Source organism: Oharaeibacter diazotrophicus (assembly GCF_004362745.1).
GTDB lineage: Bacteria > Pseudomonadota > Alphaproteobacteria > Rhizobiales > Pleomorphomonadaceae > Oharaeibacter > Oharaeibacter diazotrophicus.
Map to the genome: position 1 here is coordinate 432,334 of NZ_SNXY01000009.1, position 15,923 is coordinate 448,256.

16 protein-coding genes are annotated in these 15,923 nt (G+C 70.4%); 11 read left to right on the plus strand and 5 right to left on the minus strand.

The window, feature by feature from the left end; all coding sequences use genetic code 11:
• Nucleotides 1–61 precede the first annotated feature (61 nt).
• The 9 genes from EDD54_RS17050 (at nucleotide 62) to hisG (ending at nucleotide 9,416) form a co-directional block, all read left to right on the plus strand.
• Complete coding sequence (locus EDD54_RS17050) at nucleotides 62–547, plus strand: GNAT family N-acetyltransferase (protein ID WP_126538433.1); 486 nt, start codon at nucleotides 62–64, stop codon at nucleotides 545–547.
• A complete protein-coding gene (locus EDD54_RS17055) occupies nucleotides 547–1,476 on the plus strand; it encodes a DMT family transporter (protein ID WP_126538435.1) in 930 nt (309 codons plus the stop codon). Before EDD54_RS17050 ends, EDD54_RS17055 begins: the two co-directional genes overlap by 1 nt.
• Nucleotides 1,477–1,736: 260 nt before the next feature.
• Nucleotides 1,737–2,024: a co-chaperone GroES gene (gene groES / locus EDD54_RS17060; protein ID WP_126538437.1), complete on the plus strand. Its 288-nt coding sequence runs from the start codon at nucleotides 1,737–1,739 to the stop codon at nucleotides 2,022–2,024.
• A gap of 53 nt (nucleotides 2,025–2,077) precedes the next feature.
• Nucleotides 2,078–3,709, plus strand: coding sequence for a chaperonin GroEL (gene groL, locus EDD54_RS17065; protein ID WP_126538439.1), 1,632 nt, complete (start codon nucleotides 2,078–2,080; stop codon nucleotides 3,707–3,709).
• A gap of 403 nt (nucleotides 3,710–4,112) precedes the next feature.
• Nucleotides 4,113–4,931 (plus strand): hypothetical protein, encoded by an 819-nt coding sequence (locus EDD54_RS17070; protein WP_126538442.1) that lies wholly within the window; start codon nucleotides 4,113–4,115, stop codon nucleotides 4,929–4,931.
• A gap of 188 nt (nucleotides 4,932–5,119) precedes the next feature.
• Complete coding sequence (locus tag EDD54_RS17075; RefSeq protein WP_126538444.1) at nucleotides 5,120–5,545, plus strand: DoxX family protein; 426 nt, start codon at nucleotides 5,120–5,122, stop codon at nucleotides 5,543–5,545.
• 154 nt (nucleotides 5,546–5,699) lie between these two features.
• Nucleotides 5,700–7,265 carry a histidine--tRNA ligase gene (gene hisS, locus EDD54_RS17080; protein WP_126538446.1) on the plus strand — a complete coding sequence of 522 codons (1,566 nt, stop codon included), beginning with the start codon at nucleotides 5,700–5,702 and terminating at the stop codon, nucleotides 7,263–7,265.
• A gap of 31 nt (nucleotides 7,266–7,296) precedes the next feature.
• Nucleotides 7,297–8,415, plus strand: a complete 1,119-nt coding sequence (locus tag EDD54_RS17085) for an ATP phosphoribosyltransferase regulatory subunit (protein ID WP_126538448.1) — start codon at nucleotides 7,297–7,299, stop codon at nucleotides 8,413–8,415.
• Nucleotides 8,412–9,416 (plus strand): ATP phosphoribosyltransferase, encoded by a 1,005-nt coding sequence (gene hisG, locus EDD54_RS17090; protein WP_126538450.1) that lies wholly within the window; start codon nucleotides 8,412–8,414, stop codon nucleotides 9,414–9,416. The genes EDD54_RS17085 and hisG overlap by 4 nt, the downstream gene beginning before the upstream one ends.
• Before the next feature lie 592 nt (nucleotides 9,417–10,008).
• Here hisG and EDD54_RS17095 read toward each other — a convergent pair.
• Nucleotides 10,009–10,638 carry a DNA-3-methyladenine glycosylase I gene (locus tag EDD54_RS17095; protein WP_126538452.1) on the minus strand — a complete coding sequence of 210 codons (630 nt, stop codon included), beginning with the start codon at nucleotides 10,636–10,638 and terminating at the stop codon, nucleotides 10,009–10,011.
• A 117-nt stretch (nucleotides 10,639–10,755) separates the two neighbouring features.
• Nucleotides 10,756–11,472: a protein phosphatase CheZ gene (locus tag EDD54_RS17100; protein ID WP_126538454.1), complete on the minus strand. Its 717-nt coding sequence runs from the start codon at nucleotides 11,470–11,472 to the stop codon at nucleotides 10,756–10,758.
• A 311-nt stretch (nucleotides 11,473–11,783) separates the two neighbouring features.
• Between EDD54_RS17100 and EDD54_RS17105 the strand changes: the two genes are divergently transcribed.
• Nucleotides 11,784–12,530, plus strand: coding sequence for a L,D-transpeptidase (locus EDD54_RS17105; protein ID WP_126538457.1), 747 nt, complete (start codon nucleotides 11,784–11,786; stop codon nucleotides 12,528–12,530).
• A gap of 83 nt (nucleotides 12,531–12,613) precedes the next feature.
• Complete coding sequence (locus EDD54_RS17110; RefSeq protein ID WP_126538459.1) at nucleotides 12,614–13,306, plus strand: L,D-transpeptidase; 693 nt, start codon at nucleotides 12,614–12,616, stop codon at nucleotides 13,304–13,306.
• A gap of 86 nt (nucleotides 13,307–13,392) precedes the next feature.
• Here EDD54_RS17110 and EDD54_RS17115 read toward each other — a convergent pair whose 3' ends face one another.
• From EDD54_RS17115 to EDD54_RS17125, 3 genes are all read right to left on the minus strand, one after another.
• Entirely contained in the window at nucleotides 13,393–13,737 is a 345-nt protein-coding gene (locus EDD54_RS17115; RefSeq protein ID WP_126538461.1) for a lysozyme inhibitor LprI family protein, read from the minus strand.
• Nucleotides 13,738–13,855: 118 nt separating this feature from the next.
• A complete protein-coding gene (gene glcF / locus EDD54_RS17120; protein ID WP_126538463.1) occupies nucleotides 13,856–15,169 on the minus strand; it encodes a glycolate oxidase subunit GlcF in 1,314 nt (437 codons plus the stop codon).
• An 11-nt stretch (nucleotides 15,170–15,180) separates the two neighbouring features.
• A complete protein-coding gene (locus EDD54_RS17125; RefSeq protein WP_126538465.1) occupies nucleotides 15,181–15,906 on the minus strand; it encodes a response regulator in 726 nt (241 codons plus the stop codon).
• Nucleotides 15,907–15,923 lie beyond the last annotated feature (17 nt).

A 15,923-nucleotide genomic window follows, 5' to 3' on the forward strand; every position in this document is an offset into this window, starting at 1 on the left:
GCGGGATTGTGCGCGGCCGGCGAACGGGATACGCCTCCCGCTCCCTCGAGGGAGTGCCGACATGCCCGAGATCCGCCCCGCCCGCGACGCCGACGGCCCCGCCGTCGCCGCCCTGATCGCCGGCGTCTTCGCGGAATACGAGGGCTGCCCCTTCGTCGCCGCCGAGTTCCCCGAACTGGTCGCGCCCGCGACGCACTACGCCGGCCGCGGCGGCGGCCTGTGGGTGCTGGCCGACGACGAGGGCAGCGTGGTCGGCAGCTTCGCGCTGTCGGCGGTCGGCGGCGGCCGCTACGAACTGCACAAGGTCTACCTCGCCGCCGCCTTCCGCGGCGCCGGCTGGGCTCGACGGCTCTACGACACCGCACTCGCGACCGCCCGTGCCGGCGGCGCGCGCCGGCTCCGGCTGTGGACCGACACCCGCTTCCACGACGGCCACCGCTTCTACGAACGCCACGGCTTCCGCCGCGTGCCGGTGGTGCGCTACCTCGCCGACGCCACCGAGGCCTGGGAATACGCCTACGTCCTCGATCTCGCGGAGGCGGCGTGATGGCCGACGGCGGCAAGAACATCCGTCCCGCCGGCACCCCGACCGGCCGGCCGCGCACCGAACTGACGACGCCGATGCCGGTGTTCGCGGCGATCGCCGCGGTCGCGGTGCTGTCGATCATGGACGCGGTGATCAAGGAGGCCGGCGCCCGGCTCGACACCCCGCAGGTGGTGATGCTGCGCTACGCCTTCGGCCTGCTCGCGGTGCTGCCGATCGCGCTTTCGGGGCGGGTGGCGCTGCCGACCCGCGGCACCTTCCGGCGGGCGAGCCTGCGCGTCGCCTTCACGATCTCGACCGCCTTCCTGTTCTTCAAGACGCTGACGCTGCTGCCGCTCGCCGAGGCGGTGGCGATCACCTTCACCGCGCCCTTCTTCATGCTGCTCGCCTCCCGCATCCTGCTCGGCGAGGCGATGCCGCCGAAGGCGCTGTCGGCGATCGCGGTCGGCTTCGTCGGGGTCGTGGTCATGGTGATCGGGCGCGGCGGCTTCGACGAGGGTCTCGGCTCCTGGCTCGGCTACGTCACCGGCCTCGGTTGTTCCGTGACCTACGCGCTGTCGATGATCCTGATGCGCCGCGACGCCGGCCACGATCCGGTGGTGGCGCTCGTGCTCGCCCAGAACCTCACCGCCTTCCTCGCCTCGGTGCCCTTCGGCCTCGCGGTCTGGACGACGCCGTCGGCGGAGACGGTCTGGCTGTTCGTGGCGGCGGGCGCGCTCGGCACCGCCGGCCACCTCTGCTTCGCCTTCGCCTACGGACGGGCCCCTGCCTCGCGCCTCGCCCCGCTGGAATACACCGCCTTCCTGTGGGCCACGGTGTTCGGCGCGATGTTCTTCGGCGAGGTGCCCTCGGCCTGGACGCTCGCCGGCGCGGCGCTGATCGTCGGCGCCTGCCTGATGGTGATGGGCCGGCCGGCCGCCGACGAGGCGTGACGGCGTAGCCGGCGGTTTCCGTCGATCTCAGGCCGTTCAGCCCCGGCACGGACCGTGGGGACTCGGCCCGCGCGCATTTTCCGCGTTCACCACGGCGGTCACGGATCCTTGACATCGCCGTGCGGCACGCCTATCTCACCGGCGCTGGCACTCACCAGAGGCGAGTGCTAACAGCACCCCGATACGAACCGACCGCGGCGTGGACCTGCGCTCGCGGTCGGGGGATCCAACTGGAAGCAGTACCGGAGGAGTAGACCCTCATGAAGTTCCGCCCGCTTCACGATCGCGTGGTCGTTCGTCGTGTCGAGTCCGAAGAGCGGACCGCCGGCGGCATCATCATCCCGGATACCGCCAAGGAGAAGCCGCAGCAGGGCGAAGTGATCGCCGTCGGCTCCGGCGCCCGGAACGAGAAGGGTGAGATCGTCGCCCTCGACGTCAAGGCCGGCGATCGCGTGCTGTTCGGCAAGTGGTCCGGCACCGAGGTGAAGATCGACGGTCAGGATCTCCTCATCATGAAGGAGTCCGACATCATGGGCATCGTCGGCTGAGCCGCGACCCTCGTCATCCAGTCTTTCACTCGACATTCCAGGGATAAGCGACAATGGCTGCCAAGGAAGTGAAGTTCGCGGGCGACGCCCGTGAGAAGATGCTGCGCGGCGTGGACATCCTCGCCAACGCGGTCAAGGTCACGCTCGGCCCGAAGGGCCGCAACGTCGTCATCGAGAAGTCCTTCGGCGCTCCGCGCATCACCAAGGACGGCGTCTCCGTCGCCAAGGAGATCGAGCTCGAGGACAAGTTCGAGAACATGGGCGCCCAGATGGTGCGCGAAGTGGCCTCGAAGACCAACGACATCGCCGGTGACGGTACCACCACCGCGACCGTTCTGGCCCAGGCCATCGTCAAGGAAGGCGCCAAGGCCGTCGCGGCCGGCATGAACCCGATGGACCTGAAGCGCGGCATCGACCTCGCCGTCGCCGCGGCCATCAAGGACCTGACCGCCCGCTCCAAGAAGATCTCGACCTCGGACGAAGTCGCCCAGGTCGGCACGATCTCGGCGAACGGCGAGAAGGAAATCGGCCAGATGATCGCCTCGGCGATGCAGAAGGTCGGCAACGAGGGTGTCATCACCGTCGAGGAAGCCAAGACCGCCGAGACCGAGCTCGAAGTGGTCGAAGGCATGCAGTTCGACCGTGGCTACCTCTCGCCCTACTTCGTGACCAACGCCGAGAAGATGGTCGCGGAGCTCGAGGATCCCTTCATCCTCATCCACGAGAAGAAGCTCTCGAACCTCCAGGCGATGCTGCCGGTCCTCGAGGCCGTCGTGCAGTCGCAGCGTCCGCTGGTGATCGTCGCCGAGGACGTCGAGGGCGAGGCGCTCGCCACGCTCGTCGTCAACAAGCTCCGCGGCGGCCTCAAGGTCGCGGCCGTCAAGGCGCCGGGCTTCGGTGATCGCCGCAAGGCGATGCTCGAGGACATCGCGATCCTCACCGGCGGCCAGGTGATCTCGGAAGATCTCGGCATCAAGCTCGAGAACGTCACGCTCGCCATGCTCGGCCGCGCCAAGAAAGTGCAGATCTCCAAGGAGAACACCACCATCGTCGATGGTGCCGGCTCCAAGGACGAGATCACCGGCCGCGTCGCGCAGATCAAGGCGCAGATCGAGGAGACCACCTCGGACTACGACCGTGAGAAGCTGCAGGAGCGCCTCGCCAAGCTCGCGGGCGGCGTCGCGGTGATCCGCGTCGGCGGCTCGACCGAGGTCGAGGTCAAGGAGCGCAAGGACCGCGTCGACGACGCCCTGAACGCCACCCGCGCCGCGGTGGAAGAGGGTATCGTTCCGGGCGGCGGCACCGCCCTGCTGCGCGCCAAGAAGGCCGTCGAGGCGCTCTCCTCCGAGAACGCCGACATCAAGGCCGGCATCAAGATCGTGCTCCGCGCGCTCGAGGCTCCGATCCGTCAGATCGCCGAGAACTCCGGCGTCGAAGGCTCGATCGTGGTCGGCAAGGTGCTCGAGAGCGGCGAGACCTTCGGTTTCGACGCCCAGAACGAGACCTACGTCGACATGATCGCCGCCGGCATCATCGACCCGACCAAGGTCGTCCGCACCGCCCTCCAGGACGCGGCGTCGGTCGCCGGCCTGCTGGTCACCACCGAGGCGATGGTCGCCGAGCTGCCCAAGGACAAGCCGGCTCCGGCGATGCCGGGCGGCGGCATGGGCGGCATGGACTTCTGATCGATCGTCCGATCAAGCCACCATCCCAAGGGAAGGCGGGCCGCAAGGCCCGCCTTTTCGCGTTTCGGGGGCATGATGGGCTTCGGTTCGCGACCGGGTCGGCCAGACAGTTCGACGGCCGCGCATCCCCCTCATCCGGCCCTCCGGGCCACCTTCTCCCGCAAGGGGAGAAGGAAGCGACGCGGATGAACGGGAGTACCCCTTAGACCGGCGGGGCGCCTTCTTTCCTCCTCCCCACGGGGTTTCCCTTCCTTCTCCCCTTGCGGGAGAAGGTGCCGCGGCAGCGGCGGACGAGGGGGATGCCCGTCGCGAGAGGCCCACACACCTCCCCTCCCCCGGCGAAGGCCGCGCTTGTGTTTCTCCCGGTGTCCGATCCATGCTGCGGGCACTCGGGAGATTCTTGATGCGAAACACCGCCTTGGCCGTCGTCCTCGTCCTCGTCGCCGGCGTCTCGGACGCGGCGGCCGGTCTGGCCTACGAGGCGCCGAAGATCGCGCCCGGCGACACCGTCGAGCCGCCGGCCGACCTCGTGGCGCAGGCGACCGCCCTGCTCGCCGCCGCCCGCAGGAAGGACGCCGCCGCGGCCGGCGCCTTCGTCGGCGAGCGCGTCGCGACCATCTCCCACAGCCTCGACATCGGCCGGCCGCCGCACGTCGGCAGCGAGGATACCGCCGGTCCGCCGGAGCGCCGGCTCGCCCCGCTCGGCAGCCATACCGGCGGCGATTGGGACATTCCGCGCACCGCCGATGGCCGGACCGTCGACGTCGGCGCCTTCCTGACCAAGATGGAACTCGACTTCATCGTGCAGTCGCTCACCGACGGCCGGCCCTGGGGCCGCGACGCGGCCGCCGCGGGCGCGATCTGCACCTACGCGGCGCCGAAGTTCGACCGCAGGACGGTGGCGCGGGCGGCGAAGCGCCTCGGCGTCGAATCGAGTGTCTTCCGCGAGCCGACCGAACCGGTCGACCTCCTCGCCGAGCCGAAGCCGGGCGCCGCCGTGATCGCCCGTCTCGAGCCCGGCCGGCTCTACGCGGTCGACTACGACGCCGGCGAGCCGATCGGCTGGGCCGCCTTCCACCTGCCGAAGGGCGGCAGCGGCTTCGTCGCGGACCTGCCCGGGGGCGGCTATCCGTTCGAGCCGCCCTACGTCTCCGGTCTCTGCTTCGCCAAGTCCGCGACGGGGACCTGGACGATCGTGGCGCAGACCTCGACCAGCCTGTGATCTGTTTCATCGGCGAGGCGACCGTCGCCAAGGCGCCAAACGACGGCGCCAAAGCAATCGCCATCGTTCACCAGGAGTGAACGCCGTATTCAGCCGCAGGCGGCTATACGCAAATCACCGGAGCCGGTATCCCTGATCGCGGAAGGTGCCTCCCTCCCTCGGGCACCGCGTTCTTCGGAGACACCGCCATGACCGCTCTCAAGGCCCCCGCCCTCCTGGTCGGCCGCATCCTGCTCGCCTACATCTTCATCGTCGCCGGTTGGGGCAAGATCGGCGGCTACGAAGGCACCGCCGGCTACATGGCCGCCATGGGCGTGCCGGGCGGCCTTCTGCCGCTCGTGATCCTGACCGAGCTCGGCGGCGGCATCGCCATCCTGGTCGGCTTCCAGACCCGTCTGGTCGCGATCCTGCTCGCCGGCTTCTGCGTGATCTCGGGCTACCTGTTCCACTTCCTCGCGATCACCGGCGCCGACGCCATGGCCGACATGACCAACGGCATCATGTGGATGAAGAACCTCGCCATCGCCGGCGGCTTCCTCTCCCTGTTCGCCGCCGGCCCGGGCGCCTGGTCGGTCGACGCGGTCAAGCCGGTCGGCCCGCTCGCCACCGCGTGATCCCGCACGGCGCGGCCGGCGGGCGCCTTGCCCTCGCCGGCCGTTTCGTCTACCAAACCCGCGCGCTCCGGCCCGCGGGTTTTTCTTTGGTTTCGCGGGCTTTCCGGGGCGTAGACCCGCCCTTCGGGGCACAGAGCGGAACCGGTTCCAGGTCATGTCCGACACCATCAAGGCCCGCGCGCCGCGCGGCTTCGTCGATCGCACTCCGGCCGAGATCAAGGCCGCCGACGAGATGCTGAGGGTGATCCGACATACCTACGAGCTCTACGGCTTCGAGGCCGTGGAGACGCCGCTCGTCGAATACACCGACGCGCTCGGCAAGTTCCTGCCGGACCAGGACCGCCCCAACGAGGGCGTGTTCTCGTTCCAGGACGACGACGAGCAGTGGCTGTCGCTGCGCTACGACCTTACCGCCCCGCTCGCCCGCTTCTACGCCGAGAACCACGAGCGCCTGCCCAAGCCCTACCGCAGCTATCGCACCGGCTGGGTGTTCCGCAACGAGAAGCCCGGCCCCGGCCGCTTCCGCCAGTTCATGCAGTTCGACGCCGACACCGTCGGCGCGGCCTCGGTCGCGGCCGACGCCGAGATCTGCATGATGGCCGCCGACACCCTCGAGGCGCTCGGCATCGCCCGCGGCGACTACGTGGTGCGGGTGAACAACCGCAAGGTCCTCGACGGCGTCATGGAGGCGATCGGCATCGGCGGTCCGGAGCACGCGGCGACGCGGCTGACGGTGCTGCGCGCCATCGACAAGCTCGACAAGATCGGACTTGACGGGGTGCAGGATCTGCTTGGGGATGGGCGCTGGGAGAACCCGGAAGAAAAGTCCGGCGACTTTACAAAAGGCGCTGGCCTGAACGATGAGCAGATTAAGTCCATTCGTACTTTTGTTGCTATTGCGAAATGGACAAACTTCTTTGGCGACTCGGACGATCCTGCACATTTCTTGGTCTTCGATGAACAAGGAGAGCCAGAAACCAAGGGAGCACGCACGCCGCTCGAAGCTCTAAACCTCAATTTTGGGGATACGGAGAAAGCTGCGGAGGGAATTGAGGAACTCGCTCAAATCCAAAGGCTTTGCCGGGCGGCCGGTTACGGCTGGGACCGGATCCGAATCGACACCTCAGTCGTCCGCGGGCTCGAATACTACACCGGCCCGGTGTTCGAGGCCGAGCTCACCTTCCAGGTCACCGGCGAGGACGGCCGGCCGGTCCGCTTCGGCTCGGTCGGCGGCGGCGGGCGCTACGACGGTCTGGTCGGGCGCTTCCTGAAGGAGGCGGTGCCGGCCACCGGCTTCTCGATCGGCGTGTCGCGCCTGCTCGCGGCGCTGCGCACGCTCGGCAAGGTCGGCGCCGCCGCCGAGGCCGGCCCGGTCGTGGTGCTGGTGATGGACAAGGACCCCGCCGCCCTCGCCGACTATCAGGCGATGACCGCGGAGCTGCGCGCCGCCGGCATCCGCGCCGAGATGTATCTCGGCGCCTCCGGCATGAAGGCGCAGATGAAATACGCCGACCGCCGCAACGCGCCGGTGGCGGTGATCGTCGGCAGCGACGAGCGCGCCAATGGCAAGGCCCAGCTCAAGGACCTCGCCCTCGGCAAGACGCTGTCGGCCGGGATCACCGACAACGCCCGGTGGCGCGCCGAGCGCCCGGCCCAGAAGGAGATCGCCCGCGCCGACCTCGTCGCCGAGGTCCGCGCCATGGTGGAGGCGGGCCGATGAGGGAAGCCGTCCGCACGACGGGAGCCCGCCCATGAGCGATCCCGTGCCCGCCGCCCTCGAGGCGCTGCGCGCCGCCGGCTTCACGGCCGTCGACGTGCCGGTTCTGCTGCCGATGGAGGACTTCGTCCGGATCTCGGGCGAGGAATTTCGCCGGCGTATCTTCGTTACCACCGACGCCTCCGGCACCGACTGGTGCCTCCGGCCCGAGTTCACCATCCCCGTCTGCCGGCGCATGCTGGCGGGTGCGCCGGAGGGTGGACGCTGGAGCTATTCCGGGCGGATCTTCCGCAACGGTCGCGGCGCCGGCGAGAGCCACGAGGTCTGGCAGATCGGGGCCGAGATCATCGGCCGCCAAGACGTGGCCGCCGCCGACGTCGAGACGCTGACGCTGGCGCTCGACGCCTGCCGGCGCTTCGGCCTTTCCGAGCCGGCGGTCACCATCGGCGACGTCGCGCTGTTCTCGGCCCTGCTCGAGGCGCTCGAGGTGCCGCCGGCGTGGATGCGCCGGCTCGGCGCCCTGTTCGGCGACCCCGCCCGGGTGATCGAGACGCTCGACCACATGGCCGAACGCCAGCACGGCTATTCCGGCTTCTCCGGCCACGGCGAGATCGTCGGCGCGCTGTCGCGCTTCCCGGCCGATCGCGTCGGCGCGCTGTTCGCAGACATCCTGGCGATCGCCGGTGTCCAGACCGTCGGTGGGCGCTCCACCGCCGAGATCGCCGAGCGCGTGGTCGAGCAGGCCATGCTCGCGGCCGAGGAGCTGATTCCGGAAGCGCACGCCCGCGCGATCCGCGACCTCCTCGCCATCGAGACGCCGCTGGCCGAGGCCGGCGCCGCGCTCGCCGCGCTGTCGGTGCGGGTCGGCCGACCCGCGCGCTTCGAGGCCGCGGTCGCCGCCTTCGACCGCCGCGCCGCCGCGCTCGCCGCCGCGGGCGCCGGACGGGCGGTGTTCTCCGCCACCTTCGGCCGCAAGCTCGGCTACTACGACGGCTTCGTATTCGACGTCCACGACCCGGAGCGCCCCGCCGTGGGCCAGGTCGCGGGCGGCGGACGCTACGACGGCCTGCTCGCCGGCTTTGGTGCCGCCGAGGGCACCCGTGCCGTCGGCTTCTCGGTGTGGACCGAACGCTTCCGGGACGTGACCCGATGACCGACCAGCTGATCGTCGCCATCCCCTCGAAGGGGCGGCTCCAGGAGCAGACGCTCGCCTTCCTCGAACGCTCCGGCCTGCCGGTTCGGCAGGCCCGTGGCGCGCGCGACTACTTCGGCACCATCGGCGGCGTCGCCGACGCCGCGGTGCAGTTCCGCTCGGCCTCCGAGATCGCCCGCGAGGTCGGGGCCGGTAACGTCCACCTCGCCGTCACCGGCGTCGACCTCCTGCACGAGACGCTCGACACCGGCCACGAGGAGATCCGCGCCGGCGCCGACCTCGGCTCGGTGGCGCCCGCCGGCGCCCACATCGTCACCAAGCTCGGCTTCGGCCACGCCGACGTGGTGGTGGCGGTGCCGCAGGCCTGGCTCGACGTGCAGTCGATGGCCGACCTCGCCGACGTCGCCGCGCGCTTCCGGCTGAAGCACCACCGGCCGATGCGCGTCGCGACCAAGTACGTCTCGCTGACCCGGCGCTTCCTCACCGGCCACGGCGTGCACGACTACCTGATCGTCGAGAGCCCCGGCGCGACCGAGGGCGCGCCGGCCGCCGGCACCGCCGAACTCGTGGTCGACATCACCTCGACGGGCCGCACCCTCGCCGAGAACGGCCTCAAGATCGTCGACGACGGCGTGATCATGCGCTCCGAGGCAGCGCTGGTGGCGTCGCTCGGCGCCGACTGGGGCACCGCCGCCCGCCGCGCCGCCCGCGTCATGCTGACGCGGATCGCCGCGGACGCCCGGGCGCGCTCGGTCAAGCGCATCGCGGCGGCGCTGCCGGCGGATGCCGACGCGCTCGCCGTGGCGGCGGATCGCTTCGGCGCGACCCGGCCGTTCGTCGACCGGGCCGAACTGCTCTGCCCTGCGAAGCAGGTCCACGCCTGCGCGGCGTTCCTGGTCGAGGCCGGCGCTTCCACCGTCACGGTCGCCGGCGTCGACTACGTGTTCGAGGCGGACAATCCGCTCTACGACGCGCTCGCGCGGCTCTGGCCGACGGGCTGAGGCGGGACGCCCGCCGACGATCAGGCGCCGCCGCGTGGCGACGCCCGAGGGTCGGGGGCGCGGAGGGCGGCCGGCCGGCGTGAAACGGTCGTGCTCCCGGCCCCGCGCCGGCTCGCCAGGCGACCGCGAGGACGCGGAAACCAGAAAGCCGCCGTCTTCGGGGACGGCGGCTTCCGGCGGGCGGGGGACGTTCGGGGGCGTCCCGTCGTCCGCGACGGTCCCGGCGGGAGGTTCGGGGCACCCCGCCGACCATCTGAACCGTTTACGCCGGCCAACCGCCGCCGGATCACGTCGTCCGCGCCGTCGAATCACGAAGAAGCCCGCGCGGCGGACCTCCCCTGTCGCGTGCTCCTCGGTCGGTGGTGCCCGGCGCGCCCCGGCATTCGGCCGGCCGTGCCGGCTCTCATACCTGTCTCGCAAACTCCCGACTCGTCGGGAGTTTGCGAGGCTTCGGCCGTTCGGCCGGCGCCCGGTCGGGCGCTTCTCGCCCGCAACGCTCCGACAACGGGTCGGAACTTTGCGAGTTCGCTCTCACTCGGGGCCGGCGCGCGGTCGTCATGGTCCCGGCCCCGGAGCCGCGACCGCCGGCCGGTCAGCGCGGCCGGACGAAGGCGGCGCGGGCCGCTTCGACCTCGCCGCGGAAGGCGCAGCCGTCGAGGTGGTCGTTGACGAGGCCCATCGCCTGCATGAAGGCGTAGACCGTGGTCGGGCCGACGAAGCTCCAGCCGCGCTTGCGCAATGCCGTCGACAGCGCGTTCGACTGCGGCGAACTCGCGATCGCGCACAGGGTCGCCTTGTCGAAGGTGGTCGGCCGCGTCTCCGGTTCCGGCTCGAAGCGCCAGACGAAGGCGGCGATCGAGCCGGCTTCGTCCTGGAGGGCGCGGGCGCGCTGCGCGTTGTTGATCACCGACCGGATCTTGCCGGCGTGACGGACGATGCCGGCGTCGGCCAGCGCCGCCTCGACCTCGCGCTCGCCGAAGCGGGCGACCTCCTCGATCTCGAAGTTGGCGAAGATCCGGCGGAAGTTCTCGCGCTTACTGAGGATGGTGATCCACGACAGGCCGGACTGGAAGCCCTCGAGACAGATCTTCTCGAAGAGGGTGCGGTCGTCGCCGACCGGACGGCCCCACTCGGTGTCGTGGTAGGCGACGTAGAGCGGGTCCGTACCCGGCCACCAGCACCGTGTCAGCCCGTCGGCACCCTCGATCAGACCATCCGGCATCGTGGACCTCCGTTCCCTTTATGTTCCATGGAACGATCCCACGAGTCAAGCGCCCCGCCGCGGTTCTTCACCGGGCGGGGCGTCGCGACGGGCGGGCCGTCGGCGGGATCCGTGACGTCAGGAGAACAGGGCGTCGATGTCGTCCTGGCTGGCGATGCCGTCGGCGTCCGGGAGCGCCGGGCCGTTGAGCAGGGCGGCGTCGCCGGCGCGGCGCAGCGACTCGTCGGCCTCGATGGTCTGGAAGGCGTCGAGGCCGCCCCAGATCTCCATCATGCGCATGACGCGGTCCTCGATGAACTTGAGGACGTTGACGACCTTGCGGATGCGCTGGCCGGTGAGGTCCTGGAAGTTGCAGGCCTCGTAGATCTCGACCACGCGCTCCTGGATCTCGACCGCCATGCCGTGGGTGTCGCCCTTGAGGTGGGCGGCGAGGCTGTTGGCCTTGTCGTCGATCGACTCGACGCTGGCGAGGATCTGCTCGGTGGCCTGTTCGGTGCCGCCGACGACAGCGTCGAGCTCGTCGGTGACGCGGGACATCTCCTCGCCCTTGAAGCCGGACACGTGCAGGCTGGCGATCTCCCGCTTGGTGGAGAGGATCGCCTCCTGGATCTTGTCCAGTTCCTCCTTGAGCTTGTAGGCCTCGACGAACTGCTTGCGGTATTCCTCGACGATCTCCTTGGAGATGTCCTTCTGAGGATGCAGCAGGCGCTTCAGCTCGCCGATCTCGCGCAGGATGTCATCGGATCGGTCGCTGCCGGGCACCGCGAAGTCGGCAGCCCCGAGCCCCGCCCCCATCATCGTCTCGACCCGGAAGGCCTTACGGCGAACCGACATGTCCGTCTCCCGCAGATGCTTTCCAGACACGGTAGATCGCGTCGGTTAACACTCGGTATTGTCTCGAAACGGGTCGTCGGACGCGCCGCCGCGGTGGTTCCGCGGGATCGCGCCGTCTCAACGCTTCGCTAACCATGCGCCGCAACCGGCCGTTCACCATGACCGCCGATCGCTCGCATTCGATCGATCCCGGCCGAATTCCGTTCACCATTCGGTTGCCCCGCGGCCCCAAGGTCGGAGACGAAGCGCGGCGTCCGCCGACGTCCGCGCGGCCTTCACCGATCGAGTGCCCGGAGTTCACGGACAGGCCCATGATCCAGCGCGCCCTCCTCCCCTTCCTCGCCGCGGCCGCCGTCGTCGTCGCGAGCGTCCCCGCCGCGGCCCAGTCCGGCCGCTACGTCACGCCGCCGCCAGTGCTGCTGTCGCCCAACCTGACCGAGCCGTGGGTGATGCAGCTCACCCCCGGCCGCACCCCGATCTACGCCGCGCCGTCGGAGCGCCGCACCACCCGGCGCGCCCCCGCGCCGGCGGTGGAGCCGGCGGTCGTGCAGCCGGCGACGATCACCGTCACGCCGCGCCCCGGCGCCGCGGTCGACCCGCGCACCGTGCCGACCGATCCGGAGTACCTGCCCGCCGAGGTGAGCTACGACGGTCCGGAGAAGCCCGGCACCATCGTGATCGACACCCGCACCCGGCACCTCTACCTGGTCGAGACCGGCGGCACGGCCCGGCGCTACGGCGTCGGCGTCGGCAGGCCGGGCTTCGAGTGGGCCGGCGAGCACTCGATCACCCGCAAGGCCGAGTGGCCGGACTGGCATCCGCCGGCGGAGATGCGCCAGCGCCAGCCGCACCTGCCGGTGATGATGCCCGGCGGGCCGAAGAACCCGCTCGGGGCGCGGGCGATGTACCTCGGCTCCACGCTCTACCGCATCCACGGCACCGCCGAGCCGTGGACGATCGGCCACGCGGTGTCGTCGGGCTGCATCCGCATGCGCAACGAAGACGTGATGGACCTCTACGAACGTGTGAAGGTCGGAACCCGCGTCATCGTCTTGTGAGCGGGCGCGCGACCTGCGATCAATAGGCGGGCGGCTTCCTCCCGGCCGCCCGAATCGCCATTTCTCCTCAGTCCGGACTTCCGATGCCCACCTCGTCGGCCCATTTCCCGCGTCGAGCCGTCGCCGCCACCTGTCTGGCGCTGCTCGTCGCGGCCTGCAATACGACCGCCCCGTCGACCCCCGTTTCCGCCCTCGTCGCCAAGGACCAGGCCGCCAAGGAGCCCTCGCCGCTCCCGTTCGGCCTCGGTTACGCGCCGGCGACCACCGTCAACGACCTCGACACCACGCTGACCGGCGTGCAGCTGCCGCCGGAGCCGTTCCGGCGTGCCGAAGTCGAGTTCAAGACCGACGAGGCGCCGGGCACCCTGGTGATCGACACCAAGGAGCATTTCCTCTACCTCGTCCTGCCCGACGGCAAGGCGATGCGCTACGGCGTCGGCGTCGGGCGCGAGGGCTTCGGTTGGAAGGGCGCGGTGCGCGTCGGCTCCAAGCAGGAGTGGCCGCGCTGGTTCCCGCCCAAGGAGATGATCGCCCGCGAGCGTGCCAAGGGCAAGATCCTCCAGGAGATGATGGAAGGCGGCCCGGGCAACCCGCTCGGCGCGCGTGCGCTCTATCTCTACGACGGCGAGAAGGACACGCTGTTCCGCATCCACGGCACCGTCGAGCCGAACACGATCGGCCGCAACGTGTCGTCGGGCTGCATCCGCATGGCCAACCTCGACGTCATCGACCTCTACGACCGCGTCCCGCTCGACGCCAAGGTCGTGGTGCGCTGACCGACCCTCCGCCGGCGCGCGACGACACAGCGACGGCCGCTCCGCGAGGGGCGGCCGTTTTCGTTTCCGGGTCGAGCCCGCGCGGATCAGAGCTCGTCGAGACGGCGGTGGTAGGCGTCCACCGTGCAGCCGCGCGGGTCGCCGCTCTTGCCGCAGCCGAGCAATTCGCGCCGCCAGCTCTTCTGGTTGGCGCGCATGACCGCGACGTCGTTGGCCGGGGCGAGCGCCAGCGCGCTGGCGAAGGCCTTGGCGAGGCGCACGTCGAGGTCGGCGAGTTCGTCGTCGGAGCAGATCAGCTTCTCGACGTCGCTCTTGGCACCGTCGCAGTCGAAGCTCGGCGTCGCCGCGGCGGCCCCGGCCGTCGCCGTGACGGCACCGACCGACGTCGTCAGCGCGAACAGCCCCGCCGCCAATGTCCCGCGCGCGCCCATGGACGCAGATCCCTCCGGCAATGAATGGGACGCGGCTCCCACCGCCGCGCACGAATATGGGAGGTAATATTCGCGGCGGTTTCGCGGCACGTCCAGCCCGGATCCTTCAAATTCGACGTTACCGGGTCGCGATCTCCGCAGGGGCCGGTCCGCCGTGGGCCCAGTCCAACAGCTCGACCGTGTGCACCACTGGCACCGGGGCGGCGGCGCCGAGCTGGGTGATGCAACCGATATTGCCGGTGGCGATCACGTCGGGTGCGACGCGGGCGACGTTGGCGAGCTTGCGGTCGCGCAGCCGGGTCGCGATTTCGGGCTGGAGGATGTTGTAGGTGCCGGCCGAGCCGCAGCAGAGGTGACCCTCGGGCACGTCGCGCACGGTGAAGCCGGCCCGGCGCAGGAGCGCCTTCGGCTCCTCGCGCACCCGCTGGCCGTGCTGCATGGAACAGGCCGAGTGGTAGGCGACCGTCAGCGGCGCCGGGGCCGTCACCGCCGGCAGCGCGAGGCCGGAGAGATACTCGGTGACGTCGCGGGCGAGCGCCGACACCCGCGCCGCCTTGGCGGCATAGGCGGGATCGCCGCGCAGCATGTGGCCGTAGTCCTTGATCGTGGTGCCGCAGCCGGACGCCGTCACCAGGATGGCGTCCAGCCCGCCGTCCTCGATCACCGCCGTCCAGGCGTCGACGTTGCGGCGCACCGCCGTCAGCGCCACGGCCTCGCGGCCCATGTGGTGGGCGAGCGAGCCGCAGCAGCCTTCGCCCGGCGGCAGCACGACGGTGACGCCGAGCCGGCCGAGCAGGCGCACGGTCGCCTCGTTGATCTCGGGTCGGAGGCCCGGCTGGGCGCATCCGGTCAGCAGCGCGACCCGGCCGCGCGCCGGCACCGCGGCCGGGGCGATCGTGCGGCCCGGAACGAGCACGCTCGGCGCCGCCGCCTTGGCCGGTGCGAGCCGCAGCATGGCGGCGAGCCGGCGCCCGGTCGGCCCGAGCCGGTCCAGCAACGGCGCGAAGGGCTTGCCGAACAGGGCGAGCGCCAGCGCGGCGCGGAAGCGACTGCGGTCCGGCAGCATGGCCACCAGCAGCGCCCTGAGCAGGCGGTCCGGCAGCGGGCGGACGTAGGTCTCCTCGACGTGCGCGCGGGCGTGGTCGACGAGGTGCATGTAGTGCACGCCCGAGGGGCAGGTCGTCATGCAGGACAGGCACGACAGGCAGCGGTCGACATGCAGCACCGTCTCGGCGTCGGCCGGCCGGTCCGCCTCCAGCATCTCCTTGATCAGATAGATGCGCCCGCGCGGGCTGTCGAGTTCGTCGCCGAGCAGCACGAAGGTCGGACAGGTCGCGGTGCAGAAGCCGCAGTGGACGCAGGTGCGGAGGATCGATTCCGCCTCCGCGGTGTCCGGGTCGGCGAGCTGGGCGAGCGAGAAGTTCGTCTGCATGGCTGCCGTCCCTATCCTTCGTCGACGAATTTCACCACGTCGACCCCCGACGTGGTCACCGCGGTCGCGCCGGCCGCGATCAGTTCGTTCCGCATGGCGTAGGCTCGCGCGGCCCCGAATATCAGAATCGGCGTGTCGATCTTCATCCGCCGAACCTCGGCCGCGAAGTCCCGTCCCGCCAACGGCCGATCCACACCACGTTCGATCCGCCCGAGATCGGAGATGATCCGGTCGTAGCGTGCCTTCGCCAGTCTGTTCAAAGCGTCCTCGGTGCTCCGGGATATCTCCACGATGTGCCCCTCGGCGACAAAGCGCTCCACGAGAAAAGCGTTGTTGCCGGGCTCGTCGTCGACCCAGAGGATGCGTTTCGAGGATGCTTCGGCTTCTCGTGCAGGCGCCGGGAAAGGCAACACGATCTCTACCGATCCGTTGTCGTTGCCCTCGACGAAGTCGACCGTCTCCCCTTGCGGAGCGGCGACATCGTTCGATTTGCCCGCAACCGCGGCTTCCAACTTCGCGAGCCGCGCCTGGAGATCCGAGATGTTCTCGCCGTTGTTCGCCGTGACCTGGGCAACCGAGAGCTTCTGGCCGGCGATCTCGATCTCCATGCGCCCGGACACCAGCAGCTTCTCGATCAGCGGCTTGAACTTCCAAACGACGAAGACGGCAAAGGCGACCCTGGCCAGTGGAGCCAGGGCCTCCAGGAGCTTCGCAATCGCTTCGACGTGACCGTCCATGGTGTTCCCTGCCCTTT

Bases quoted from the DNA above. Each gene is read 5' to 3' on its own strand.
- EDD54_RS17050 (WP_126538433.1), top strand. From the start codon at position 62: ATGCCCGAGATCCGCCCCGCCCGCGACGCCGACGGCCCCGCCGTCGCC.
- EDD54_RS17055 (WP_126538435.1), top strand. From the start codon at position 547: ATGGCCGACGGCGGCAAGAACATCCGTCCCGCCGGCACCCCGACCGGC.
- groES (WP_126538437.1), top strand. From the start codon at position 1,737: ATGAAGTTCCGCCCGCTTCACGATCGCGTGGTCGTTCGTCGTGTCGAG.
- groL (WP_126538439.1), top strand. From the start codon at position 2,078: ATGGCTGCCAAGGAAGTGAAGTTCGCGGGCGACGCCCGTGAGAAGATG.
- EDD54_RS17070 (WP_126538442.1), top strand. From the start codon at position 4,113: ATGCGAAACACCGCCTTGGCCGTCGTCCTCGTCCTCGTCGCCGGCGTC.
- EDD54_RS17075 (WP_126538444.1), top strand. From the start codon at position 5,120: ATGACCGCTCTCAAGGCCCCCGCCCTCCTGGTCGGCCGCATCCTGCTC.
- hisS (WP_126538446.1), top strand. From the start codon at position 5,700: ATGTCCGACACCATCAAGGCCCGCGCGCCGCGCGGCTTCGTCGATCGC.
- EDD54_RS17085 (WP_126538448.1), top strand. From the start codon at position 7,297: ATGAGCGATCCCGTGCCCGCCGCCCTCGAGGCGCTGCGCGCCGCCGGC.
- hisG (WP_126538450.1), top strand. From the start codon at position 8,412: ATGACCGACCAGCTGATCGTCGCCATCCCCTCGAAGGGGCGGCTCCAG.
- EDD54_RS17095 (WP_126538452.1), bottom strand. From the start codon at position 10,638: ATGCCGGATGGTCTGATCGAGGGTGCCGACGGGCTGACACGGTGCTGG.
- EDD54_RS17100 (WP_126538454.1), bottom strand. From the start codon at position 11,472: ATGTCGGTTCGCCGTAAGGCCTTCCGGGTCGAGACGATGATGGGGGCG.
- EDD54_RS17105 (WP_126538457.1), top strand. From the start codon at position 11,784: ATGATCCAGCGCGCCCTCCTCCCCTTCCTCGCCGCGGCCGCCGTCGTC.
- EDD54_RS17110 (WP_126538459.1), top strand. From the start codon at position 12,614: ATGCCCACCTCGTCGGCCCATTTCCCGCGTCGAGCCGTCGCCGCCACC.
- EDD54_RS17115 (WP_126538461.1), bottom strand. From the start codon at position 13,737: ATGGGCGCGCGCGGGACATTGGCGGCGGGGCTGTTCGCGCTGACGACG.
- glcF (WP_126538463.1), bottom strand. From the start codon at position 15,169: ATGCAGACGAACTTCTCGCTCGCCCAGCTCGCCGACCCGGACACCGCG.
- EDD54_RS17125 (WP_126538465.1), bottom strand. From the start codon at position 15,906: ATGGACGGTCACGTCGAAGCGATTGCGAAGCTCCTGGAGGCCCTGGCT.